This is a genomic window from Xanthomonas codiaei, from assembly GCF_002939785.1.
GTDB lineage: Bacteria > Pseudomonadota > Gammaproteobacteria > Xanthomonadales > Xanthomonadaceae > Xanthomonas > Xanthomonas codiaei.
Map to the genome: position 1 here is coordinate 12,430 of NZ_MDEC01000040.1, position 23,894 is coordinate 36,323.

General features: G+C 66.5%; 22 protein-coding genes. 9 read left to right on the top strand and 13 right to left on the bottom strand.

Going from position 1 to position 23,894, the window contains the following annotated elements; all coding sequences use genetic code 11:
- Nucleotides 1-171 precede the first annotated feature (171 nt).
- On the bottom strand, nucleotides 172-1,752 hold the full coding sequence (locus XcodCFBP4690_RS20195; protein ID WP_104543868.1) for a thioredoxin family protein: 1,581 nt from the start codon (nucleotides 1,750-1,752) through the stop codon (nucleotides 172-174).
- A 251-nt stretch (nucleotides 1,753-2,003) separates the two neighbouring features.
- Complete coding sequence (locus tag XcodCFBP4690_RS20200) at nucleotides 2,004-3,008, bottom strand: bile acid:sodium symporter family protein (protein WP_146091987.1); 1,005 nt, start codon at nucleotides 3,006-3,008, stop codon at nucleotides 2,004-2,006.
- A 303-nt stretch (nucleotides 3,009-3,311) separates the two neighbouring features.
- On the opposite strand from XcodCFBP4690_RS20200, the gene XcodCFBP4690_RS20205 reads away from it, so the two are divergent.
- Nucleotides 3,312-4,523 (top strand): lipase family protein, encoded by a 1,212-nt coding sequence (locus XcodCFBP4690_RS20205; protein WP_104543870.1) that lies wholly within the window; start codon nucleotides 3,312-3,314, stop codon nucleotides 4,521-4,523.
- Between the two features lie 69 nt (nucleotides 4,524-4,592).
- Here XcodCFBP4690_RS20205 and dnaG read toward each other — a convergent pair whose 3' ends face one another.
- The 4 genes from dnaG to rpsU form a co-directional block, all read right to left on the bottom strand.
- A complete protein-coding gene (gene dnaG, locus XcodCFBP4690_RS20210; protein WP_104543872.1) occupies nucleotides 4,593-6,350 on the bottom strand; it encodes a DNA primase in 1,758 nt (585 codons plus the stop codon).
- An 88-nt stretch (nucleotides 6,351-6,438) separates the two neighbouring features.
- Entirely contained in the window at nucleotides 6,439-7,395 is a 957-nt protein-coding gene (locus tag XcodCFBP4690_RS20215) for a YihY/virulence factor BrkB family protein (RefSeq protein ID WP_104543874.1), read from the bottom strand.
- 411 nt (nucleotides 7,396-7,806) lie between these two features.
- Complete coding sequence (locus tag XcodCFBP4690_RS20220) at nucleotides 7,807-8,253, bottom strand: GatB/YqeY domain-containing protein (protein WP_104543876.1); 447 nt, start codon at nucleotides 8,251-8,253, stop codon at nucleotides 7,807-7,809.
- A 236-nt stretch (nucleotides 8,254-8,489) separates the two neighbouring features.
- Entirely contained in the window at nucleotides 8,490-8,705 is a 216-nt protein-coding gene (gene rpsU / locus XcodCFBP4690_RS20225; RefSeq protein WP_002808376.1) for a 30S ribosomal protein S21, read from the bottom strand.
- A gap of 279 nt (nucleotides 8,706-8,984) precedes the next feature.
- Between rpsU and tsaD the strand changes: the two genes are divergently transcribed.
- The 3 genes from tsaD (at nucleotide 8,985) to XcodCFBP4690_RS20240 (ending at nucleotide 12,843) form a co-directional block, all read left to right on the top strand.
- Complete coding sequence (gene tsaD / locus XcodCFBP4690_RS20230) at nucleotides 8,985-10,049, top strand: tRNA (adenosine(37)-N6)-threonylcarbamoyltransferase complex transferase subunit TsaD (RefSeq protein ID WP_104543878.1); 1,065 nt, start codon at nucleotides 8,985-8,987, stop codon at nucleotides 10,047-10,049.
- Nucleotides 10,050-10,117: 68 nt separating this feature from the next.
- The gene (gene folB / locus XcodCFBP4690_RS20235) at nucleotides 10,118-10,474 is read left to right on the top strand and encodes a dihydroneopterin aldolase (protein ID WP_064508191.1); all 357 of its coding nucleotides are present in this window, start codon (nucleotides 10,118-10,120) and stop codon (nucleotides 10,472-10,474) included.
- A gap of 197 nt (nucleotides 10,475-10,671) precedes the next feature.
- Nucleotides 10,672-12,843: a glycoside hydrolase family 3 N-terminal domain-containing protein gene (locus XcodCFBP4690_RS20240; protein ID WP_104543880.1), complete on the top strand. Its 2,172-nt coding sequence runs from the start codon at nucleotides 10,672-10,674 to the stop codon at nucleotides 12,841-12,843.
- Between the two features lie 81 nt (nucleotides 12,844-12,924).
- Here XcodCFBP4690_RS20240 and XcodCFBP4690_RS20245 read toward each other — a convergent pair whose 3' ends face one another.
- The gene (locus tag XcodCFBP4690_RS20245; protein WP_104543882.1) at nucleotides 12,925-14,103 is read right to left on the bottom strand and encodes a PQQ-dependent sugar dehydrogenase; all 1,179 of its coding nucleotides are present in this window, start codon (nucleotides 14,101-14,103) and stop codon (nucleotides 12,925-12,927) included.
- Nucleotides 14,104-14,285: 182 nt separating this feature from the next.
- On the opposite strand from XcodCFBP4690_RS20245, the gene yiaA reads away from it, so the two are divergent.
- The gene (yiaA, locus tag XcodCFBP4690_RS20250) at nucleotides 14,286-14,720 is read left to right on the top strand and encodes an inner membrane protein YiaA (RefSeq protein ID WP_104543884.1); all 435 of its coding nucleotides are present in this window, start codon (nucleotides 14,286-14,288) and stop codon (nucleotides 14,718-14,720) included.
- 55 nt (nucleotides 14,721-14,775) lie between these two features.
- On the opposite strand, the gene XcodCFBP4690_RS20255 is transcribed toward yiaA, so the two are convergent.
- The 6 genes from XcodCFBP4690_RS20255 to XcodCFBP4690_RS20280 all read right to left on the bottom strand — a co-directional run bounded on the left by XcodCFBP4690_RS20255 (nucleotide 14,776) and on the right by XcodCFBP4690_RS20280 (nucleotide 20,844).
- Nucleotides 14,776-15,108, bottom strand: a complete 333-nt coding sequence (locus tag XcodCFBP4690_RS20255; protein WP_104543886.1) for a hypothetical protein — start codon at nucleotides 15,106-15,108, stop codon at nucleotides 14,776-14,778.
- A gap of 134 nt (nucleotides 15,109-15,242) precedes the next feature.
- Nucleotides 15,243-15,740 (bottom strand): hypothetical protein, encoded by a 498-nt coding sequence (locus XcodCFBP4690_RS20260; RefSeq protein WP_104543888.1) that lies wholly within the window; start codon nucleotides 15,738-15,740, stop codon nucleotides 15,243-15,245.
- A gap of 87 nt (nucleotides 15,741-15,827) precedes the next feature.
- On the bottom strand, nucleotides 15,828-17,135 hold the full coding sequence (locus tag XcodCFBP4690_RS20265; protein ID WP_104543890.1) for an APC family permease: 1,308 nt from the start codon (nucleotides 17,133-17,135) through the stop codon (nucleotides 15,828-15,830).
- The gene (locus XcodCFBP4690_RS20270; protein ID WP_104543892.1) at nucleotides 17,132-17,908 is read right to left on the bottom strand and encodes a L,D-transpeptidase family protein; all 777 of its coding nucleotides are present in this window, start codon (nucleotides 17,906-17,908) and stop codon (nucleotides 17,132-17,134) included. Before XcodCFBP4690_RS20270 ends, XcodCFBP4690_RS20265 begins: the two co-directional genes overlap by 4 nt.
- Before the next feature lie 429 nt (nucleotides 17,909-18,337).
- Nucleotides 18,338-19,435 (bottom strand): dipeptide epimerase, encoded by a 1,098-nt coding sequence (locus XcodCFBP4690_RS20275; protein WP_104543894.1) that lies wholly within the window; start codon nucleotides 19,433-19,435, stop codon nucleotides 18,338-18,340.
- Nucleotides 19,432-20,844 (bottom strand): C40 family peptidase, encoded by a 1,413-nt coding sequence (locus tag XcodCFBP4690_RS20280; protein ID WP_104543896.1) that lies wholly within the window; start codon nucleotides 20,842-20,844, stop codon nucleotides 19,432-19,434. Before XcodCFBP4690_RS20280 ends, XcodCFBP4690_RS20275 begins: the two co-directional genes overlap by 4 nt.
- A gap of 357 nt (nucleotides 20,845-21,201) precedes the next feature.
- Between XcodCFBP4690_RS20280 and XcodCFBP4690_RS20290 the strand changes: the two genes are divergently transcribed.
- The 4 genes from XcodCFBP4690_RS20290 to XcodCFBP4690_RS20305 all read left to right on the top strand — a co-directional run bounded on the left by XcodCFBP4690_RS20290 (nucleotide 21,202) and on the right by XcodCFBP4690_RS20305 (nucleotide 23,731).
- Entirely contained in the window at nucleotides 21,202-22,020 is an 819-nt protein-coding gene (locus XcodCFBP4690_RS20290) for an N-acetylmuramoyl-L-alanine amidase (protein WP_104543900.1), read from the top strand.
- Nucleotides 22,021-22,179: 159 nt separating this feature from the next.
- Nucleotides 22,180-22,860 carry a M15 family metallopeptidase gene (locus XcodCFBP4690_RS20295; RefSeq protein ID WP_104543910.1) on the top strand — a complete coding sequence of 227 codons (681 nt, stop codon included), beginning with the start codon at nucleotides 22,180-22,182 and terminating at the stop codon, nucleotides 22,858-22,860.
- Between the two features lie 140 nt (nucleotides 22,861-23,000).
- The gene (locus tag XcodCFBP4690_RS20300; protein WP_104543902.1) at nucleotides 23,001-23,195 is read left to right on the top strand and encodes a CPXCG motif-containing cysteine-rich protein; all 195 of its coding nucleotides are present in this window, start codon (nucleotides 23,001-23,003) and stop codon (nucleotides 23,193-23,195) included.
- Nucleotides 23,196-23,353: 158 nt separating this feature from the next.
- Nucleotides 23,354-23,731 (top strand): hypothetical protein, encoded by a 378-nt coding sequence (locus tag XcodCFBP4690_RS20305; RefSeq protein WP_104543904.1) that lies wholly within the window; start codon nucleotides 23,354-23,356, stop codon nucleotides 23,729-23,731.
- Nucleotides 23,732-23,894 lie beyond the last annotated feature (163 nt).

The following is a 23,894-nucleotide window of genomic DNA, read 5'->3' on the forward strand; positions in this document are numbered from 1 at the left end:
CGATCGATAGAGCTGCGACCCAGGCAGCCGTCAGGCGGATGCGGCCGGTGGTTGGAACCTGCCCCATCTCGCTCTTGCACACCCGTTGAGCGCGCCGTCGGGCATCCACCGCTCCATCGCCAGTGAGTCCATTTCAATTGGCGATGTAGCTGGCTGCTCGCTCCTGCCGGCTCAGCTCAGCCAGCTGGCGCAGTCGCTGGTGTTCTTGCTGTCGCAGCTGCTCTGCATCTTCTGCTGCAGTCGCGTCAGTACCGCATTGCCTTCCTGGCGATGCTGCTTGCTCCAGGTCTTCAGCGTGGCGCCCAGCGTGGCGAAGCGTTGCCGGGTGCGTTGGCGGTAGCCATCGGGTTGCCCGGCCAGCTCGCCGATCACCTGCGTGGCAGCGGCCTCGATGCCGGCGGTGTCGTCCGGGCTGAGCCGGATCAGGCCATCCACATACATCACGCCCCATTGCACGCGGGTGGCCGGTCCTTGCGCGCTTTCGTACGCCCTCCTGAGCCAGGACAGCGCGGTCTTCTTATCGCCGCGTCGTTCGGCCAGATCGGCCAGTTCGGGCATGTAGTAGTAAGGCGTCTTGCTGCGCGTCAACTCGGCCAGCAGCAGCTGTTCGGCGCCGCTGCGGTCGCCCACCTCGCCGAGCAATGCCGCGGCGGTGCTGATGGTGGACTGGCGCTCCTCATCGGTCCTGGCGGTGTCGGTCGCCCATTGCACGCGTTGTTGCACGGTGTCGACCACGGTCTTGGGTAGCGGCGGTTGCGGGCCCTTGGCCTCGGTTTCAGTGGGCTGGCCTTGTGCCAGGCGTGCCAGCTGGATCCGGGCATAGGCGGTGCCGAGCCGGTCGGCGATCGGCAGTGTGGTGTCGGCGTAGACCTTGTCCAGCGCCAGATTCAACGCATTGGACAAGGTGATGCGTTCGCCAGCATCGCTGCTGGCAGCGGCGACCAGCCATGCGGGCATGTAGCTCAGCGTGCCGAGATTGGCGCGCACCTCTGCCGGATCGGCCAACACCGCTTCCAGCAACGTGCGCGACGCCGCGCTGGCGGCGGGCGGCTCCTTGGCTGCGGTAATCGCCGCCAGGGCGAAGCTGCGTTGCAGCGCCGGCTGTGGCGCCGACCTGGACAGGCGCGTGAGGACATCGACGGCCTGCTCCGGCTTGACCAGCCGATCGTCGGCGCCCCAGGCGTAGTTGCCGAGCACGGCCCAGTCGTCCGCGCTGAGTTGCTGAGGGGTCTGCAATGCAGTGTCGAGCAGTTGCCTGGCGGTGCTGGTGCTCTTGGCCGCGGCCCGCAGCACATCGGCCAGACGCGCGTTGTCGGCATCGCCGGCCAGGCGGGTGATCTCGCTGCGATCCGGGCGCAGCACGATGATGGTCGGGTAGCCCTTGATGCCGAAGCGTTCGCCCCAGGCCTGCGCGCCCTCCGAATCGCCGTCCAGATGCACTGCCACGAATTGCTGCGTGCGGGCGATGAAGGCCGGGTCCTTGAACAAGGTGGCCTTCAGCCGATTGCAGGGCGGGCACCAGGCCGCACCCCAGTACAGCAGGATCGGCTTGCCGCTTTCCCTGGCCTCGGCGAAGGCATCTTCCACATCGCCCTCGCGCCAGGCGATGCTGGACGCGGGCGCCGGCGTGGCGGCTGCCTTGGTCTGTGTCTGGGCTGGCGGCGTGGCGGGCTTGTTGCAGGCGGTGAGCGTGGCCAACACCGCCAGCAGCGCGATCAGGGACGGGGTAGGGCGTCGGAACGATAGCGTCATGGCAATCACCGATGGGGGCGGCAGCAAGGTGGATCGAAGACTCTAGCGAGCGGCACTGTGCCAGCGTCGGAGTGCGTCATCACCGTTGTATATCTGCTTACAACCTGCACCGGCACGCAACGCGAACCGGTGTCGCGCCGGGCGTAGCGGCCTGGCGATGAGGACGCAGGCTCGCGCTGGCGGCAGCGCACGCAGTGTGGGCTGTGCCATGTGTCGTCGATCAGACCACCACCATGCGATGGCCGTTACCTTCAATGACCACCGGGATTGGTCTGCGGCTCGCCTGGAGCGCTGCGCGCATACCGCGCCGCCACGAATGCGCAGACGATCAGCTGCACCTGGTGATACAGCATGATCGGCAGGACGATCGCGCCCAGCCCGCCGCCGGCGAACATCACCTTGGCCATCGGCACACCGGTGGCCAGGCTTTTCTTCGAGCCGCAGAACACGATGGCGATCTCGTCGGCGCGGCTGAAGTGCAGGCGCCGCGCAAGGAAGGTGATCGAGACCATCGCCACCGCCAGCAACAGCGCCGCCACGCCGATCACCGAAAGCAGGGCCGGCAACGGGGTTTTCTGCCACAGGCCCTCGTTCACCGACGCGCTGAAGGCGGTGTAGACCACCAGCAGGATGGTGGCCTGGTCGGTGTAGCGCAGCACCGCGCGATGCCGTTCGACCCAGCCACCGATCCACGGGCGCAGGAAATGGCCGGCCAGGAACGGCACCAGCAATTGCAGCAGGATCTTGCCGATCGCCTCGGCCGGATGCGCCATGGCGCCCTGACTGCCGACCAGCGCGCCCATCAGCAGCGGAGTGAAGAACACCCCCAGCAGGCTGGAAAGCGAGGCTGCGCAGACCGCGGCCGGGACATTGCCGCGCGCCATCGAGGTGAACGCGATCGAGGACTGTACGGTGGACGGCAGCGCGCACAGGAACAGCACGCCGATGTACAGCTCCGGCGTCAGCGCCACATGCGCCAGCGGCTTGAGCAGCAGCCCGAGCAGCGGAAACAGCAAGAACGTGCAGGCCAGGATCACCAGATGCAGCCGCCAGTGCAGCGCACCGGCCTTGACCGCCTCGCGCGATAGCCGCGCGCCATGCAGGAAGAACAGCGCGGCGATCGCCACGTCGGTGACATCGTCCATGACCGCAGCGGCGGTACCGGACACCGGCAGCAGCGAAGCGAGCGTGACCGTGCACAGCAGCGCGAGGGTGAAGGGATCAATGCGCAACCGCGCCAGCCAGTGTTTGATCATCGTATGTACTTGAGGGGAAGCGGCCCAGCGGACGGCCATTGTAGAGGTCAGTTCACTGCTGCGAGTGTGGCGCCCGCCGCGTCATTGCCGCCGGCTCCAGCATGGGCATGCCGTTGCGCCGGTCCGGAACCGGTCAGCCAGCACCGGGCGTGGCAGCATCCGGCTCGATCCGTGCGACAGATCGAAAGTGCGCTGTAACCGACATCCGCACGAATGAATCCTTGCTAGATTCTAGTGCGCATGCCGCCGCTGCGCTCGTGTTTGCTCGCGTTTTCACGCAACGCCAGGGAAAGGAGTCATTGCATGCGTTACGACCAATATCAGCAGACGTTCGCGCTCTCCACACTTGCCAACTGGGTTGGCGATCGCAGGGGCAGCCAGCCAGCGCTGCAAGCGGACTACCAGACCACGTTGTTGCAGACGCTGGCATCGGCCGACTGCCAGGCCAGGATCGGCGATTGGCAGCTGGTCTGGGGGCCTCAGGTCTGGCAAGCGCCCAATTCGTCGCTGTCGGGCAACGCGATGTATGTCGCCCATACCGACGCCATGCCCGGCATCGGCGAAGCGTATGTGGTTGCGCTGAGCGCCACCAATCCAGAGTCGCTCTACGACTGGTTTACCGAAGACTTCGACGTTTCCTCGGTGGTGGACTTTACGAGCTATGCGCCGCTGCTTGGCACCGGTCCGGTCGCCGCGAAAAAGCCAGTCAAGCCGGGGAGCGTGGTCATCTCGATGGGAGCGGCGACCGGCGTGTGGCATCTGCTCAACATGGTCAGTCCCCCCTCCGCGCTGGCGCCGAACACGGGATTGCTGGAATTCCTGCAATCGCTGGATGGCAGCAAGGCCACGGTGATCTTCGCCGGGCATAGCCTGGGTGGCGCGCTATCGCCGACCTTGGCGGCCTGGCTGAAAACCAATGGAAAGCTGGAGAATTTCAACGCGGTGCACTGTTACCCCACGGCCGGCGCTACCCCCGGCAACGGTGCGTTCGCATCACTGTGCGCGCAGGCATTGCCTCCGCCAGCGGCAGGGGCCGCGCCGTATCAGAGATGGAACGTCGATCTGTGGAATACGCTCGATTGCGTGCCCCATGCCTGGGCCGTGCCGATGCTCGGCCAGATCAAGACGCTTTACCGCAACACGTCGATCAAGGAAATCGATGTGTTGGTCGATGTGGCGATCGCCAACGCGGTGGCGTCCACGGTGAGCTACCAGCAGATCAACAATCAGCCGCTAGACGGCACCCTGACCGGCATCCCTACCACCATCGTGCAATTTCTCGAGCAGATGGCCCATCAGCACACCACCGCCTACCAGGCATTGATCGCCGAATGGCTGACGCCGGTGCCGGTGACGCCGCAGACGCAGAGTGTGGATGCCACCCAGGCACGCGATGACCTGATCGACCGGTTGGTTGCGCATGCCGGCCAGGCGGCGCTGGCCGATGCCGACAAGATCGAGGCCGTCGGCATGTCGGTCGAATCGATGGCCAGGACCTTGTTCAAGGATGTGTGAGCGCGTCGCGGCCTTGGTCGCCGCCGCCGGCGGCATGTATCGGTAACGTGATCGCGGGACGCTGGCTGATCAGCGCGCTCCGGGACGCAGGCGGAGCAGTTCGCGCAATTCGTATTTATCCGTGTCGTCCAGGCCTTGCGCACGTTGCTTGGCCTGCAATTCTTCCAGGCGTTGCTGCAGCAGTTGCCGGTCGAGCTGGGCCATGGCGTCGTGCAACTCGATCGCCCAGCTCTGCTCGTCGCCTGGCAGCACCTGCGCGGCCAGCTTCTGCAGGGCGGCTTGTTCCTCGCGTTCGGCAAAATGCTCCAACAGCGCGCCGGTACTGATTTCGGGGCGTTGCCGCACCAGCGCCAGCAGTTCCATCAACAACTCAATCCCAGGCAGGCGCAGGCCAGCGAAATTGTGTTGGCCCTCCAGGCTCATCGCCAGCGAGGGCTGCTGCAGCAGGATCGCGATGGAGGCGCGCACCAGGCTGCGCCGCTGCACCGGCGCACCCACGCGCGCGGGCACGCGTGCCTGCGGCGTGGCGCTCTGGCCGGGCGAACTGGGCGAGGCGCCTACGCCGGTCATGCGCGCCAGTTCCTGCCGCATCAGATCGCCGAACGCGCCTTCGGGAATCTGCGCCAACATCGGCTTGGCGCGTTCGGCCAGGCGTGCCTTGCCGTCCAGCGTGTGCAGGTTGATCTGTCGCGACATCTCGTCGAAGAAGAACTGCGACAGCGGCGTGGCCTGTTTCAGGCGGGCATCGAAAGCCTGCGCGCCTTCCTTGCGCACGATGGTGTCGGGGTCTTCGCCGTCGGGCAGGAACAGGAAGAACGCCTGGCGGCCGTCCTTCATGCGCGGCAGCACCGATTCGAGCGCGCGCCAGCCGGCCTTGCGCCCGGCGTTGTCGCCGTCGAAACAGAAATAGACGTCCGGCGCGTTGCGGAACAGCAGCTCGGCATGTTCGGGCGTGGTGGCCGTGCCCAGCGTGGCCACGGCCTGGGTGACGCCGAACTGGAACAGCGAGACCACGTCCATGTAGCCTTCCACCACGATCAGCCGCTCGATCTTCTGATTGGCCTGGCGCACCTGCCACAGGCCGTACAGCTCGCGGCCCTTGTGGAACAGCGCGGTCTCCGGCGAATTGAGGTACTTCGGTCCCGGGTCGCGGCCATCGGCCGGCGCGCCCAGGATGCGGCCGCCGAAGGCGATCACACGGCCGCGGCGGTCGAAGATCGGGAACATCACCCGGTCGCGGAACTTGTCGTACACATGGCCGCGGTCGTTCTTGGAAAACAGCCCGGCACGTTCGAGCACGCTCATGCGGCGCGCATCGGTGCCCAGGGTGTCCTTCAACGCGCTGTAGCCATCGGGCGCATAACCGATCTGGAATCGCGCACGGTTCTCCGCATCCACGCCACGCCCGTCCAGGTACTCGGTGGCGCGTGGGTTGCCTTCGAGCTGGCGCTGGAAGAACTTGGCCGCCGCCTCCAGCGCCGAATACAGCTCGCGGCTGTCGTCCTGCTGCTGCGGAGTGCGTTGCTGGGTCTCGCGCGGGATCTCCATGCCGGCGCGCTTGGCCAGTTCGTCGACCGCATCGAGAAATTCCAGGCGGTCGTAATTCATCAGGAAACTGATCGCGGTGCCATGCGCACCGCAGCCGAAGCAGTGGTAGAACTGCTTGGTCGGCGAGACCGTGAACGAGGCCGAACGTTCGTCGTGGAACGGGCAACGCGCCGAATACTCCTTGCCCTGGCGCTTGAGCGGCACGCGGCCGCCCACGACCTCGACGATGTCGGTGCGTGCAAGCAGTTCGTCGATGAATGCGTCGGGGATGCGGGCCATCCCGCTAGGATATCCCAGCCGCTGGCGGCCGCCTTGTTTCAGGGGGCGCCGGCCTGCGCGGCTGCAGCACCGTGCAGGCACGCCCAGCTCAACTACGCGGTGGCGGCTCCGATGCCACAGGCGCCGCCACCGCATCGGTTGGCGGCACGATGACCGGCGGATGTTCCGGATCCACCCCGGCTTCGCGCAACTTGCGGTGCGAGCGCACCCGCTCGTCGATCACCGCGGTGATCAATGCGCCGACGAAGAACACCACCGAGGCGTAATACATCCACACCAGCAGAATCACCAAGGTGCCCATCGACCCGTAGGCGCTGCCGGGTGCTGCCGTGGCGATGTACACGCCGATGGCGTAGCGCCCCAGCGCAAACAGCAACGCGGTAATGACCCCGCCCAGAAACGCCTGCCGCCAGTCGACGGTGCGATCGGGCAGGTAGCGGTACAGAAAGGCGAACGCCAGCGAATACAGGGCCAATGTGGTGACGTAGCCCACCGCCGGCAGCACCGATGGCAGGCGCGCAAACACCACCTGCAATGCCGTGGTGGCGATCATCGACACGATCAGCAAAAAGCCCAGGGCCAGGATCACGCCGAAGGAGAAGACGCGTTTTTTCAGCCACGCCATCAGCCCGTCCAGGCGCTGCTTGTCGGTGCGGAAAATCAGGTTCAGCGCGTTCTGCAACTGCGCAAACACCGCCGTGGCGCCGATGAACAGCAGCAGCGTGCTCCACAGGCCGGCCAGCGAGCCGACCCCGGGCTGATCGGTTGCATTGCGGATGATGGTCTGGGCAACTTCGGCAGCGCTATCGCCGGCCAGCTGCGCGATCTGCTGCACCAGCGCGTCCTGTGCGGGCGGATACAGCGAGGCGGTCAGCCACAGCAACAACACCAGCAACGGTGCCAGCGACAGCAAGGCGTAGAAGGACAACGACGCGGCCTGCGTCATGACGTCGATTTCGATAAAGCGGTTCAGCAGGGCCATCGGTACGCTGCGCTGCAGACGGCTCACATGCTTGTGCAGATAGGCGGTTGAAAGCGTCGTCACCGGCGGGGAATCCTTGGCGCATACCGTTGTGCGCGCAGGTGGGACAGAGCGAGGTCGGTATGCGGGAAGACCTTGCCCACGGCTGCGCTGACGCCGCTGTTCTAGCAGGGCCGCATCGAAGGACGGGTGAAAGCACGCATGCGGCGGGCAGCGTGGCGCCGCCATGGGCAGCGCGCGAGTGCAAGTGCGATACGGCTGCTGTGTCCCACCTTCGTGCATGGTGGCGCAGACGCGCAGTGCGTGGCGGTTCCGGCAGGTCGAGCAGTCGGCGCGTACCGATGCGACATTCCTGCAGGTCAACCTTCAACCGACGGCCGCCTGGTCAGCACCACGGCGGCTGTGCAGCGACGACGGTGCATCGTCCGTCGTCGTGTCACGGCCCCGGCGCAGGGTCCTGCGCCAGGGCATCGATCAACCTGCCAGGTGCTGCTTGACCAGGGTCGAGACCAGGCCCATGTCGGCCTGGCCGGCCAGCTTGGGCTTGAGCGCGCCCATCAGTTTGCCGATGTCGGCGGGGCCGCTGGCGCCGGTCTGCGCAATGGCGGCCTGGATGGCCGCCACGATCTCGGCTTCGCCCATCTTGGCCGGAAGGTAACGCTCGATCACCACGATTTCCTCGCGCTCGATCTGCGCCAGGTCCTCGCGCGCGGCCGTTTCGTACTGGGTGACCGAGTCCTTGCGCTGCTTGACCATCTTGTCGAGCACGGCGATGACGGCGGCATCGTCCATCTCGATGCGCTCGTCCACTTCCTTCTGCTTGATCGCGGCGTTGATCAGCCGGATCACGCCCAGGCTGTGCTTGTCGCCGGACTTCATCGCGGCCTTCATGTCATCGGTAAGCTGCTGCTTGAGGGGCATGGGGTAACTCCTGGGTTGCAGGTGACGGGTGCCACGCGCCTCGGCAGGCGAAGGTGGCGGCAGGGATGTGAGGCGACACCGGATCCGGCAACGGTGTGGTATCGCGTGGATCGCATTGCCGGGATGGCCGCGAACCAATACAAAAAGCCGGCGACGCTCGCGCGTGCCGGCTCTTGGGTTCGATCCGGTCGGGTCGCGCCTACAGCGCAGACCCGGCGGCAAGGAACCGCGTTCGATCAGTACAAGCGCTGGCGCTTGGTGACGTCGCGCGAGGAACGACGCAGCTGACGCTTCACGGCAGCGGCAGCCTTGCGCTTACGCTCCTGGGTCGGCTTTTCATAGAACTCGCGCTTGCGGGTCTCGGCCAGCACGCCGGCCTTTTCGCAGGTGCGCTTGAAACGGCGGAGCGCAAATTCGAAGGGCTCGTTCTCGCGGACTTTAACGCTGGGCATGGGTTCTCCAGATAATGGGATTTCCGTCCGGGAGCCCCGGGCGGGTGCGAGCGGACTCGCGTGACGGAATTTCCGGGTTGCCCCGGCGAGCCGCGCATTATAACGACTTGCAGGCGGCCTGCAAGTCCCTGGCGAAAGTTGCCGGGAGCGGCCCGGCAGAGCGTGCGCCGGCGCGCATTTCCAGGCGGCGGGTACGCCAGCGCTGCCGCTGCAGGCGGGCCGATCTGCGCAGCGCAAAAGCTGCGAAAATGCCCGCACACGTTTACCAGCCGAACTGCCGTGAAAGTCCTTGGGATCGAATCATCATGCGATGAGACCGGTGTGGCGGTCTACGACACCGCCCTGACCGGCGTGCCTGCGCTGCGCGCCCATGCGGTGTACAGCCAGATCGCGCTGCATGCCGAATACGGCGGCGTGGTGCCGGAGCTGGCCAGCCGCGACCACGTGCGCAAGCTGCTGCCGCTGATCCGCCAGACCCTGGCCGAGGCCGGCCTGCGCATCGACGAGCTGGACGGGGTGGCCTACACCGCCGGTCCCGGCCTGGTGGGCGCGCTGCTGGTCGGCGCCGGGGTGGCGCGCTCGCTGGCGTGGGCGCTGGATGTGCCGGCGATTGGCGTGCACCACATGGAAGGACATCTGCTGGCGCCGCTGATGGAAGACGACCCGCCGCAGCCGCCGTTCGTGGCGCTGCTGGTGTCCGGCGGACATACCCAGCTGGTGTCGGTCAAGGCGCTGGGCAGCTACGAAGTGCTGGGCGAAACCCTGGACGATGCGGCCGGCGAAGCCTTCGACAAGACCGCCAAGATGATGGGCCTGCCGTATCCGGGCGGCCCGCAGCTGGCGGCGCTGGCCGAGACCGGCACGCCGGGCCGTTACACGTTCGCCCGGCCGATGACCGACCGGCCCGGCCTGGATTTCAGCTTCAGCGGGCTCAAGACCCAGGTGCTGCTGGCCTGGCGCGGCAGCGACCAGTCCGACACCACGCGCGCGGACATCGCGCGCGGGTTTGAGGATGCGGTGGTGGAGACGCTGGCGATCAAGTGCCTGCGCGCGCTGGACGCGGCCGGCTGCAACACGCTGGTAGTGGCCGGCGGGGTGGGTGCCAACAAGCGCCTGCGCGCGCAGCTGCAGGAGGCCGCGCGGCGCCGCAGTGGCCGGGTCTGCTTCCCGCGTCCGGCGCTGTGTACCGACAACGGCGCGATGATCGCCTTCGCCGGCGCACTGCGGCTGCAAGCCGGCGAGCACGTGGACGCTTCGGTGCATGTGACGCCGCGCTGGGATATGGCGAGCCTGCCGCCGTTGGCGGCGACGCGGGATTCGGGAGTGGGGATTGGGGATTGGTAGAAGCCGGTTCCTCAGTGACGTTACGCTCTGACCAACCCCGAATCCCAAATCCCAAATCTCGGCTCCCCATGGATAAAGTGTTTATTGAAGGCCTGGAAATCGATGCGCTGATCGGCATCTACGACTGGGAGCGGCGGATTCGCCAGACGCTGCGGTTCGATCTGGAAATGGGCTTCGACAACCGCATTCCGGCGGCCAGCGACGACATTGCCGATACCCTGAACTACAAGGCGGTGAGCAAGCGGCTGATCGACTTCGTGCAGGGCTCGGACTTCGGGCTGGTCGAGACCCTGGCCGAGCGTTGCGCGGCAATCGTGCTGGACGAATTCGGGGTGCAGTGGCTGCGGCTGAAACTGAGCAAGCCTGGTGCGGTGCGCGGTGCGCAGGCAGTTGGCGTCATCATCGAACGGGAGCGGGCGGCCTGATTGTCGCCAACCGCCCTGTCAATTGGCTGCATGCGGGGATCCGGAGTCGCGGGCGCCGAGCGCCGCTCTGGCGCGCGCGCTACCTGCAACCGGCCTCTACAACTCCCGAATCCCGAATCCCGGCTTTCAAGACTTGCACCCCGGCGGGCGCAGCAGGCTAGAATTGCCGGCCATGTAAACGTTTTCTCAAGGATCTCATGGCAGCTGATCGCATCGAAACCCTGATTGCCCGGATGACCGTCGAAGAGAAGGTCGGACAGTTGGGTGTGTTCGCCGACATGGTGCGGCCGTTCGCGCCGGACGTGAATCCCGAAGCCAACGTCCGCAATGCCGACGAGGTGTTGCAGCAGGTGCGCGAGGGCCGGGTCGGCTCGCTGTTCAACGGCGTGGGCGCTGCGCTGGGCGTGCAGATCCAGAAGGTCGCGGTGGAAGAGAGCCGCCTGGGCATCCCGGTGATCCTGGCCGCCGACGTGATCCACGGCATGCGCACGGTGTTCCCGATCCCGCTGGGCGAGGCGGCCAGCTTCGAGCCGGAGCTGGCCGAGCGCACCGCGCGCGCCACCGCGATCGAGGCCACCGCCGCCGGCCTGCATTGGACCTACGCGCCGGCGGTGGACATCGCCCGCGACCAGCGTTGGGGCCGTGGCGCCGAAGGCGCCGGCGAAGACGTGGTGCTGGGCATGGCGTTCGCCGCCGCGCGCGTGCGCGGCTTCCAGGGCAGCGACCTGACCGCCGACGACTGCCTGCTGGCCACCCCCAAGCACTTCGCCGCCTATGGCGCGGTCGCTGCGGGCATGGAATACAACACCGTGGACATTGCACCGCAGACACTGCGCGATGTGCATCTGCCGCCCTTCAAGGCGGCATTCGATGCCGGTGCGCTGACGGTGATGTCCTCGTTCAACGACATCAACGGCGTGCCGGCCAGCGCCAACCACGAGTTGCTCACCGAAATCCTGCGTGGGCAATGGCAGTTCCCGGGCGTGGTGATCTCCGACTACACCGCCGACATGGAGCTGATCGCACACGGCTATGCCGCCGACGAGCGCGACGCGACCAAGAAGGCGTTCCTGGCCGGGCTGGACCTGAGCATGCAGAGCGGCTTCTATGCCGCGCATCTGCCGTCGTTGGTGGAAAGCGGCGAGGTGCCGATGGCCGCGCTGGATGCCAGCGTGCGGCGGATCCTGCAGCTGAAGGAGGCGATCGGCCTGTTCGACAACCCGTACCGTTCGCTGGACCCGGCGCGCGAAGCCGATACCGCCCATCTGCCGGCGCACGACGCGCTGTCGCGCGATGCGGCGCGGCGCTCGATCGTGTTGCTGAAGAACGACGAGGCGGTGCTGCCGTTGAAGAAGAGCGGGCAGCGCATCGCCTTGATCGGGCCGTTCGTGCAGGACCGCGACAACATCGAAGGCTGCTGGACGCTATTCGGCGACAAGGCGCGCTACGTGACCCTGGAGCAGGGCGTGCGCGCCGTGGTCGGTACCGACTATCTGAGCGTTGTGCCGGGCTGCGGCCTGGAAGAGGCATTGCCGGGTGGGATTTCCGCGGCCATCGACGCCGCACAGGCCGCCGATGTGGTGGTGCTGGCGCTGGGCGAGCCGCAGCGCTTCAGTGGCGAAGCGCAGTCGCGTACCGAGATCACCCTGCCGCCGGCGCAACAGGCGCTGGCCGAAGCCGTTGCCGCCACCGGCACGCCGGTGGTGGTGCTGTTGCGCAACGGGCGCGCGCTGGCGTTGAGCGGTGCGGTACGCGATGCGCAGGCGATTGCGGTGACCTGGTATCTGGGCACCCAGACCGGTACCGGCGTGGCCGATGTGCTGTTCGGCGACTACAACCCATCTGCACGCCTGCCGATCAGCTTCCCGCAGGTCACCGGGCAGCAGCCGTATTTCTACAATCATCTGCGCACCGGTCGTCCCGAACTGCCGACCCTGTCCGAGTACAAGGCGCGCTGGCGCGAGATGCCCAACGAGCCGCTGTATCCGTTCGGCCATGGGCTGAGCTACACCACGTTCGCGTATGCGCAGCCGCAGTTGAGCACCGCGCAGCTGGGCTGGGACGACACCCTGCGCATCACCACGCGCGTGACCAATACTGGCCGGGTTGCCGGCGAAGAGGTCGCGCAGTTGTACGTGCACGATCGGGTGGCCAGCCGGGTGCGACCGGTGCGCGAACTCAAGGGGTTCCGCAAGGTGTTGCTGCAGCCCGGTGAGAGCACGGAGGTGGTGTTCACCCTCACCCGCGACGCGCTGGCCTTCACCAATCCCCAGGGCGTCTTCGGCGCCGAGCCGGGTCTGTTCGATGTGTGGGTCTGCGCATCGGCCAAGAGTGGCGAGGCGGTGTCATTCGAGCTGCTTAACGCCTGAGCAGCGTTGCTTGACGCCTGGATGCGGCCTTGTGCGAGCGCAGGGCTCGCAGCAAGGCCGCACTTGCTCACTCACGCATGCTTACGCGTCGTTTTCGACTGCGGCCTTGCTCTTGGGTGTCAGCTTGAGCAGGCGCCCGGTGCTGCCGCTGGCTTCGTCTTCGAGCAACCACAGCGCACCATCGGGGCCTTGTTCCACCTCGCGAATGCGCGCACCCATGTCGTAGCGGGCCACTTCGCGCGGCTGATCGCCGAGCGAGACCTGCACCAGCGCCATCGACGACAGCCCGCCGATGAAGCCACTGCCGCGCCATGCCGGGAATTGCTTGCCGTTGTAGATCACAAAGCCAGCCGGCGAAATCACCGGCGTCCAGCTGATCTTGGGAGCAGCGAATTCCGGCCGCGTATTGTGGTCGGGAATCGGCCGGCCATCGTAGTGATCGCCGTTGGACACGATCGGGTAGCCGTAATTGGCGCCGCGCTGGATCAGATTGAGTTCATCGCCGCCGGCCGGCCCCATCTCGTGTTCCCACAACTGGCCCTTGGCATCGAAGGCGATGCCGAGAAGGTTGCGATGGCCCAGCGACCAGACCTGCGCAGCCACGCCGCCTTGCGCGGCGAACGGGTTGTCTGCCGGGACGCTGCCGTCATCGTTCAATCGGATCAGCTTGCCGAGGTTGGACTTCATGTCCTGGGCGGGATCGAATCGCTGGCGTTCGCTGGAGGTAATCCACAGTTTGCCGTCTTTGCCGAACGCGATCCGGTGGCCGAAGTGACCATTGCCGCTCACATAGGGAACCTGCCGCCAGATGACCTGCAGGCCGGTCAACGCGCCGCCGCCGTTGGCATCGAGGGTGAGCTTGGCACGGGCAACGGCGCCGCCGCGCGTGTTGTTCTGGCCGGGCTCTGCGTAACTGATGTACACCAAGCCGTTCTCGCGGAACTTGGGATGAGGCACCACATCGCCAAAGCCACCCTGCCCGCCATAGGCGACAGTGGGCACGCCGGTGATGGCGCGTTTGCGCATGGTCTTGGTGTCCAGACGCATCAGTGCGCCGCGTTTTTCGCTGACCAGCAAGGTGCCGTCGGGCAGGAAGCTCATTGCCCAGGGTTGATCGAAGTCGGCGACAGTGGTGGCCTGGAATGGCCATTGCGCCTTGGGAATTGATGCAGCGGGGGCGGCTGCCGGTTCGGCCAGAGCGGCACCGGTGGCGAACAGAGTGGCCGAGCAGGCCAAGGCAAGCAGACGTCGGACAGACATGGGGTCCTCCAGGGGATGGGCACGGCCACGCTGCAGCCCTCCCGCAACGTGTTCCGCGTTGGGTTTTCAAGTACCTTACACGACGCGGCCGGGGCCACCCTTGTCGCAGATCACTCTCGGCAGGGCGGACGCGTCTCACATCGTCGTTCACACATCAAATATCACCATGAAAAGGAGTTTCCATGGCCATGCAAAAAACCTCGTCTGCCTTCGTCGCCGCATCCTGGGTCGCCTTGCTGCTGGGCAGCGCCGCATACCTGATCGGGCTGTGGAACGCGCAGATGCTGCTCAACGAAAAGGGCTACTACTTCACCTTGCTGTTGTTTGGCCTGTTCGCATCGGTGTCCTTGCAGAAGAGCGTGCGTGATCGCGTCGACGGCATCCCGGTCACTGGCTTGTATTACGCCATCTGCTGGTTTTCGCTGATCATTGCGCTGGTCCTGCTGACCATCGGTCTGTTCAACGCCACCTTGCTGCTGAGCGAAAAAGGCTTCTATGCGATGGCTTACGCGCTAAGCCTGTTCGGTGCGGTGGCAGTGCAGAAGAATACGCGCGATGCAATGGAAGTCTCGGCGAACTCGCAAGCGACCCGTGCAGTGCCGCCTGCGCTGGACTGAACATCCGGGCGCGCTGCACCGACAACAACGCCACCTCGACGGTGGCGTTGTTGTATCAGCGCTTGGGCGGGTGGTCGCCACCGACGAAATCGGCTGCGTTTTCCCAGGCGCGCTTGACCGCATGGCGCGCCTTGCTCCAACTCAACGACGATGTGCCGCGCTTGGCTTCCCAATCGCGATGCAACTCGGCCTCCACCTGGTCGTAGGCGCGTGCGTTGTCGCGAATGCGCGCCTCGTGGCCGGCCAGGTAGGCGCCTTCGTAATCCTCGTAGCGATCGCCTTCGGTGTAGTACGGTTCTTCGGTGAAGCGCTCGCGCCAGTAAGTCGATACGTTCTGGCTGCGGTCTTCCTCCGGTGCGCGGCCCGGAATCTGGTACGGCACGTTCATGCGCGTCTCCGTCGTTCGAGTGTACGAATCAACTTAGGTGTCCAGGTGTTAACGGCATGGCACGCCAGGTGAGGATGTGATCAACGTCGGTGTGCGCCCGCGCACGAATCGTGACGCGTCGCACCGCCGACGAGTTACACTGACGAGGACGCGGCCTCGTAGGGCAGTGGTTTGGCGCCGGCAGCCAGCAGCGCCGGTTCGGCTGATTGCAGGGCCTGTTCGTCGGCATCGATGACCACCAGTACACGACCGGCTTCGATTTCGTCTTCGAACTGGCGACGCACCGGATCGGGAACGGTGGCGCCGACCAGTGCCGAGGACCAGCTGCCGACCAACGCACCGGCCAGTGCCATCACGCCGACGCCGGCCAGGGTCAGGCCGATCGGCGGCACTGCCACGGCAACCAGACCTGCCACCAGGCCGGCGGCTCCACCGGTCGCCGCCCCGCGCGCCGCGGCAGGCACGAAATCGGTCTTGGCCTCCTTGCGTTCGTCTGGCACATCGTGCAGTTCGATATCCGAGCGTGCGATCAGCGACAACGCCTCGTTGTCGATGCTGGCGCTGCGCGCGCACTGCAATACGCGTTGTGCACTTTCGAGGTTTGGTGTGCTGTAGACGCGGCGCAGTTTCATCGCAAGCTCCCGTGCAGGTGATGCACGCAGCGTTGGGCGTTCGCGGTTAGGCGTGCGTGAGCGTGACGCGAGCGCACTGCGAAACTTTCAGGCTGGCTTTCGCGGGAACAGATAGAACACGCAGCCCACCAGCAGCGCCACACCGGCAGCTGCCAGGTTCTGCCAGCTGGCGCTGGCGAGCAGGCCCAGCGACAACAGCACGGCGGCAACCGGGATCACCGGGCCGCCGGGCAAGCGCAAGGTGTCGGTGCGTTGCCGGTAGCGGCGCGCCAGCACGATCACCGCCGCGGCAGTGCCGATATAGGCGAACAGGCGCGTGACCATCGACAGCAATGCCAGCTGGGTGAACGAGCCCGACAACGCCAGCGCCAGCGACAACACGCCCTGGGTCAATACGGCCGCAGCGGGGGTGTGGAAGCGCGGATGCACGCGTGCCAGGAACGCCGGGCCATAGCCGTCTCTGGCCAGTGCGAACAGGAAGCGCGGCCCCAGCATCACCGTGTTGCTGGTGGTGCCCAGGATGGAGATGGTGGCACCCACGGTGAGGATCAGCGCCAGCGCTTCGCCACCGAAGCCGCTGGCGGCATCGGCCAGGGGCGTGGGCGATGCCGCCAGGTTGGGTAGCGTGCCCTGCGCCACCACCTGCACCGCGGCATAGATCAGGGTCACGGTGACGATCATGGTGATCAGCGCAAATGGCACATCGCGACGCGGGTTGCGGTACTCGCCGGCGGCGGCGGGAATGTTTTCGAAGCCCGCGTAGGCGAACAGCAGCAGCAAGGCCGCCTCCCCGAGGTTGCCCAGGTCGCGCAGGTCCGGCGACGTGCCGGCAAAGGCCCACGACCAATCCACGTAGAACAGGCCGATCGCCACGAACAGCAGCAACGGCACCAGCTTGCCGATCACCAGGGCGATGCCGGTGCGCGCGGCCGACTTCACGCCGATCACGTTGATGGCGGTGAGGACGCCCAGCGAGCCGACCACCACCAGCAGGCGTGCCCAGGCGTCGGTGGATGCCGTTGGCCAGAAGCGTGCAACCGCATCGGCCAGACCGTTGCTCAGCGCCGCGGCCGAGCTGATGCGGGTGAGCCAGATCATCCAGCCGATCTGGAATCCAACGAACGGTCCGAACGCTTCGCGCGTGTAGAGATAGCTGCCGCCGGGCGTGTCGAAATAGCTGGCCGCCTGCGCGTAGCACACCACCAGCAGGGCCACGGCCAGGCCGGCCAGCATCACCGCCCACAGGCTCATCGGACCGAGCAGGGCGGCAGTGGCGGCGGGCAACAGATAGATGCCGCTGCCGATCACATCGTTGATCGACAGCCCGACGATCTGCCAGCGGCTGACGGCGCGGACCAGGCCGGTGGCATCGGCCGCCGGGGCGGGCGTGCTCATGGCGCGGCCTCGTCCAGGGCCGGCAGCTGCCATTGCGATTGCAGGCGCGCGTACTCGGCGCGCGGCAACAGCACGAACAAGGGATGGTCGGCGGGCTTCAACCACGCGAGCAGGCGTTGCATGTCGGCAGGATCCATCGCGGTGCAGCCGGCCGTGACCTGGCCCGGGCTGCGCCACAGGTGCGCGAAGATGCAGCTGCCGCGCCCGGCCACGCCACCGGGGTTGTGCGCGATGACGAACCCCTCGCGGTAACGTCCGTCGCCCTGGGTGCGCAGGTCCAGCCGCATCGGCTCGGTGGAGCCGGCCACGGCCGCTACTCCGACCTGCGCCGCATCGACGATGCGGTTGTACAGCGGCGAGGCAGGCACATCCATGCAGTAATGGGTAGCGGTCATCGCCTGGTACGGCATGGCGCTGTCGATGCGTGCGGCGTAGCCAAAGGCCGTGCCGATGGCGAACACTCCGGCCGGGCTACGACCGTCGCCTTCGCGCTTTTGCGGGCCTTGCGGCTGCGCCGGGTGCAGGCCGTCGCCCCAGGCACTGCCATGGCGTCCGAGTGCGACCGCAAATTCCGCTGCAGCCGGCTGCCAGCGGCCTTCCACCCGGGTGAAGGTCTGCAGCCGGGCCTGCGTGCTGTTCCAGTCCGGGGTGGTCACCACGATGAGCGCGCGCGCCTGCTGCAGCTCCTGAACTGGCGCACCTGCGACGGCGACGCCGCTGCACAGGGCCAGCATCGTCAACAGGGTGGATCGCAACAGGGTGGCCAGATGCATGCAGTCTCCGGGGCAACGATTGAGCTGAGAGGACGCCAGGCACCTTGCTGCTGTTGATCGCGCGGCTTTGGCGATGTCGTTGGCGGCGTGTAGCTCTCGCCGATGGCTACTGTACCCAGCAATGCGCGCCTGTGGCGCATTGCTGCTGCACCTGCGCAAGTCGTTGTGAAGCGAGGCGGGCCGCGAGGAGGTTCCAGGTGCGTGTGTCGACCTCCATCGGCGCGCACCGCGGGGTGAGGCGGTGGCACAGTGCGCCAGGCAGCGGAATGTCGGGCGGACACTCACCAGCTAGCACCGATGTGCTCCACACCTCACGGGCCTGAGCATCGTGCAGCGCGCCATCGCGACCAATACCGCCATGTTCGAATGCCAACTGCCGAGCGCGGGTGCCGGCTGCCGATTGACCGCGCGGTTGAGTGATCGCTACCGCTACTGCGGCAAGAGCTCCAGCCCGCGGATGCGACCGATGCCCAGGCCGGGCGCATCGTCGACGTGGATCTGCGCTTCATCGAACCGCACGCCGCCCTCGGTGGGATCGAACTGCCCCAACGCCGGCGCATCCAGATCGGCCAGGGTGATGCTGTCGGCCTTGGCCACCGCCAGATGCACGGCGGCGGCCACGCTGACGCTGGATTCGATCATGCAGCCGATCATGCATGGCACGCCGTACAGCGCGGCGATGTCGGCGATGCGGATCGCATTGGACAGCCCACCGGTCTTCATCAACTTGATGTTGACGATGTCGGCAGCGCGGCGCTGGAGCAGGTCGATCACCTGGGACGGGGAGAACACGCTTTCGTCGGCCATCACCGGGGTATCGATATGCGCGGTGACAAAGGCCAGCCCGTCGATATCGGCGGCCTTGACCGGCTGTTCGAGCAACTCCAGCACGATGCCGGCATCTTCCAGACTGCGCATGTTGCGTACCGCCTGTTTCGGTGTCCAGCCCTGGTTGGCGTCCAGGCGCAGGGCGGCGCGCCCATCGACGGCCGCATGGATCGCCTTGACGCGTTCCACATCCGAGGCGCTGTCCTTGCCGACCTTGATCTTCAAGGCGGCATAGCCGCGTGCCAGTGCCGACTGCGCATGCGCCACCATGGTCTCGATGCTGTCGGCACTGATGGTGATGTCGGTGGTGATACGCGGCGTACCGCCGCCGAGCACCCGGTAGAGCGGCGCACCGAAGGACTGGGCCCACAGGTCGTACAGCGCGATCTCCACGGCGGCCTTGGCGCTGGTGTTTCGCTCCAGCGCATGCTGGACCAGCCCGCAGAGGCGATTGAGATCGGCCACCTCCTGGCCGATCAGGCGCGGGCCGATGCAGTGGGTGATGGCGGCGATGATGCTGCCGTGCGTATCGCCGGTGATCGGCGCGGTGGCCGGCGCCGCGCCATAGCCGAGATGGCCGCCGTCGGTCTGCAGCACCACCACCACATCCTCGATCGCCTGTACGGTGCGTAGCGCAGTCTTGAATGGGGTGTTCAGCGGCACGCGCAGCATGCCCAGACGGAAGCCGGTGATCTTCATGGGGAACCGATCGGTGCGATGCGCTGGATGCGCGTGATGTGGTCGATGAAGGGGCTGCCATCGGTGGCCAGCAAGGGCAGCAATGGCGTGACCGACACGCCGTTCAGTGCGGCGCGCTGCACGCGGCCATCGCTGCCGCGGTAGCTGGCACCGGCCACATCGTGGATCACCCATGGGCTGCCGTGCTCCTGCCCGATCACCAGCATCACGTGACCGGGGATATGGATCAGGTCGCCGATGCGCAGCCCTGCCAGCTGCCGCAAACGCTGCGTACGCGGTGCGCGCGCGTCGAAGGCAACGGCGCGCAGCACCGGGCTGCGCGCCTGGTCGCCGGTGTTGCGCGGCAGCGCAATGCCCAGGCTGCGGTAGACATCCAGCACGAAGCCGCTGCAATCGCGCGCGTCGTAATCGTTGCCCCAGCCATAGCGCTCGCCCAGGAACTTGAAGGCCTGCCGGAGCAGTACCGCAGGGGTGGCCGGCAACGCACCAAGGTGGACATCGGCGCCACGCGGCACCAGCGCCGGCACCAATTGCAGGCGGCCATCGTCGCCGCGCAACGGAAGCTGCACCACGTGGGCCGCAACCGGCAACTGTCCGTTGACCGGCTGCTGCGGCGCCCAGTCGTTGCGCAGCGGCAGGCTGCTGCCCATGTCCAGCGGCAGCGCCGAGACGGCAGGGAGCTCCGGCGTGTACGCGGTCTGCACCCGGGCACCAGTGACGACCAGGCGCGCATCGGCTTGTGCATAGTCCAGCACCTGGCTGCGGCTGCCCTCGGCAATGCGGTCGGCCGCAATCCAGGCGGCATAGTTGGATGCAAGCACGAACCGCCATGCGCCATCGGCGCTGGTATGCAACACGGCCACCGGCGTGCCGGGGTAGAGCGCCGATTCCTGGAAGCGGTCGATATCGTGATCGTCCGGATCGGTGAACACGCGTTGCGTGGTGGGAAACGTGCGTAATGCCGCGCGCCGGACCACCAGCGCGAAGCGCGGGGCGACCTGCGGCGCAAGTGCATCCAGCGCCAATGCGTGCTGCAGCTCGGCCAGGCGGCTCGCCGCAAGGGGGCGCCCCTGTGCGTCGTACAGCACACGCGTTGGCGCCGCAGACAACGTCTGGATCCGTGTGCGCACCGCATCTGCCGGCATGGCCGCGGGCAGCTGCGCCAGATCCTGCATCGAGGCATCCTCACGCAGCAGCTGCGCGTTGAAGGCCGCGACCTGCGCCGCGTCCAGCAGCGGCAACTGCGCCTGCGCACTGCGCCGTATCCAGTGTTCCGGCGTCAACTGCGCATCGTCGACGGCGAAGGGCGCGTCCTGGGTAGCTGGCTCGCTGGCAGCCGAAGGCGCCGCACCGCAAGGCAAGGCAAGTGTGATCCACAGCAATGTCAGCAGGCGGCGCGGCGATGGCATCGAAAGCTCTAGCGAATGGAAAGGCGGCTGCGCACAGACGCGGGCGGAAGACACGGCAGCTGCCTGCGCGATGCGGTCCTGACCACGACAGCCGCCGTTGCGGTGATGATCGTCAGTGTACGCGCAGTGCGTACGCAGGATGCCGCCGACAGCATGCGGCAGGTGGCCCAGCCGCTGCGCCTTGGGCAGTGCCGGCGGTGAAGCGATCTGCGGACGTGACGAGCGTCGTGCACCTCAACGCCGCGCATCGTGCGACCCACCGCGCAGTCGACAACTCGGCGGATAATGGCCCAGCCATGGCAGTACCGTTGAAATTTAAGACAGTGCAGGCCTGGGTACCTATTGAAGGAGAGACCGGTGTCGCCAACCTCCCATCCGTCGTCATCGGCCTTGTTGCGTGCAGCGGTGTGTGCGCTCGCGCTGTCGCTCGGTGCCTGCGCGCACGCACCGCAGCGCAATCCCCTGGCGCAGTGGGTTCCCTCGCCCAACTACGATGCGCGGCGACCGATCCTGATCGTGCTGCACTTCACCGATCAGCACTCGGTGCAGCAGAGCCTGAGCACGCTGCGCGGGCGCAACGCCGGCGGGCGGGTGAGTGCGCACTACCTGATCGGTGAGGACGGGCGGCGCTATCAGCTGGTTGCCGACGGGCAGCGCGCCTGGCACGGCGGCGCCGGGCGCTGGGGCACCATCACCGACATCAATTCGGCCTCGATCGGCATCGAACTGGACAACGACGGCAGCGAGCCGTTCGCGCCCGCGCAGATCGACAGCCTGCTGATCCTGCTGGAGGACCTGTGCACGCGCCTGCGCATTCCGCGTACCCAGATCGTCGGTCACGAAGATGTCGCCCCGACCCGCAAGAACGACCCCGGCCCGCTGTTTCCGTGGAAACGGCTGGCCGATGCCGGCTTCGGCCGCTGGCCCGCCGCCGATGCGCCGCCCGCGCCGCCAGGCTTCGACCCCTGGCAGGCACTGGCGCTGCTGGGCTACAGCATCGACGATCCTGCGGCCACGCTGCAGGCCTTTCATCATCACTATCGCGGCACTAGCGCCACCAGCGTGGATGCGGAAGATCTGCGCATTCTGTTTGCGTTGACCAGGCCACCCGCATCGCTGCGTCCGTTGCCGGCCGCAGATGCTGCCGTGGATTGGACCGATGCTGCTGGTTTGTAGTCAGCAATGGCCAGGCAGCATGGGGGCTGGCCTTGGCGAAGCAGTGCTCTGATGTGCAACGTGGACAGGCCCGGCTCGGGCGGAGGACAGGCAATGGGTACACCCATGCAAACCAGGATCGTGCGCAAGCTGAAGCGAGAGATCGCCTGGTGCGCGGGCATGTTGATCGCTGCGCTGTCCTGCGGGGTGCTGGCGGAAAATGTTCAATCGTCCCCGGCCACCACCACCGCACAAGCCGGGCTGGTCGATGTGCGGCAGCTTGCACCGGAGATTGCGGTGGACATGCGCTATGCGGGCACCAATAACTTCACCGGGCGCGCGGTGCCGGGATATCTGGCGCCAACCTGCTACCTGCTGCGTCCTGCCGCGCAGGCCCTGGCGCGGGTGGCGCGCACGCTCGAGGCCGATGGCTATCGTCTGCAGGTGTTCGACTGCTATCGGCCGGTGCGGGCGGTGCAGGCGTTCGTGGCCTGGGCAGCGGACCTGCAGGATCAATCGACCAAGGCGCAGTACTACCCGCGCGTGGACAAGCGTGCGCTGCTGGGCGACTACATCGCCGAAACCTCCGGGCATAGCCGCGGGGCAACACTCGACCTGGGCTTGCTCGATTGCCGCCGTGGTGCGTGCCGGCCGGTGGATATGGGCACCGGCTTCGACTACTTCGATGCGCGTGCGCATACCCAGTCACCCGAAATCAGCGACACGCAGCGCCTGCATCGCCAACACCTGGTGCGCGCCATGGCCGCGGAGGGGTTTGCCAACTATCCGATGGAGTGGTGGCATTTCACTTACCGGCCCGAACCGACGCCGGAGACCGCGTACGATGTCCCAGTCGATTGAGCCCGCCGGGCAGGTGGGCGCCGAACCGACGCCGCCGGGGCTCGCATTCGGCAGGTCGTCCGTACACTGCATCGGTGCGCGGCCGTGATGTCCAGCCACCGGCTGCCCGCCACCGTTGGCCCGCCGCTTGAGGAAGTGTCATGTCCGACCCGGAACGCTTTATGGATATCGCCTGCCCGTACTGCGGGGAGTGGATCACGCTGACCCTGGACCTGAGCGGCGGCGACCAGCAATACATCGAGGATTGCCAGGTCTGCTGCAAGCCGATCTCGGTTGCCGTGCAATGGGATGAAGAGGGCGATGCGCAAGTGACGGCGCGCGGGCAGGACGACTGAGGTTCTGCCATCCGCGTGTGCAGCTGCAACATCCTCAGGTCGGTGCGGATGCTCGGTAACCTGCGGCTCATTCGCGCACTTGGCCACCGATTCGGCTCGCCCCAGGATCGGCCGCCCCTAGACGCTAGACTGGCAGGCCTGCTGCCTGGATCGTCGCAATGAATCTGCCCCTGCACTTTGGCCTGCTTGGTTCGCTGGAGGCCGGCCTGATCGCACTGGTGCTCGGCATCCTGATCTTCGCCGGCGTCGAATATCTCGGTCGGCGCCTGCAGTTCACGCACGGCCACACCTTGGGCATCGCCTGCCTGCTGGCAGTGGCGCTGGGTGCCGGCTACGACATCTGGCATCTCGTCTACACCAGCATCGTCCGCCTGGAGTCGCCGCTGTACGCCCGTCTGGCGTTGTCCAAGATCCACGATCCCAACGAATTGGGGTCGCGCGTGATCCTGGAAGTGGCCGGCGCGCTGGCCGGCGTGGTGCTGGGTTGGAAACTGTTCAGTTCCGGAAGCTGGGACGATGACGCGCCGGCAGCGTGAAGCAACGCAGAAAAAAGCGGTGTGGTTCGCAGAAATTTCCACATTGAATGCTCCGCTTCGGTTTGACTCACCGTTGCCTAAGAAAGGTCTGATCAACTCACCACAGATGCGCGACACTACCGCCTCATGTAGAGGATTCATCCATGCAGCTGACGTTCGGTGA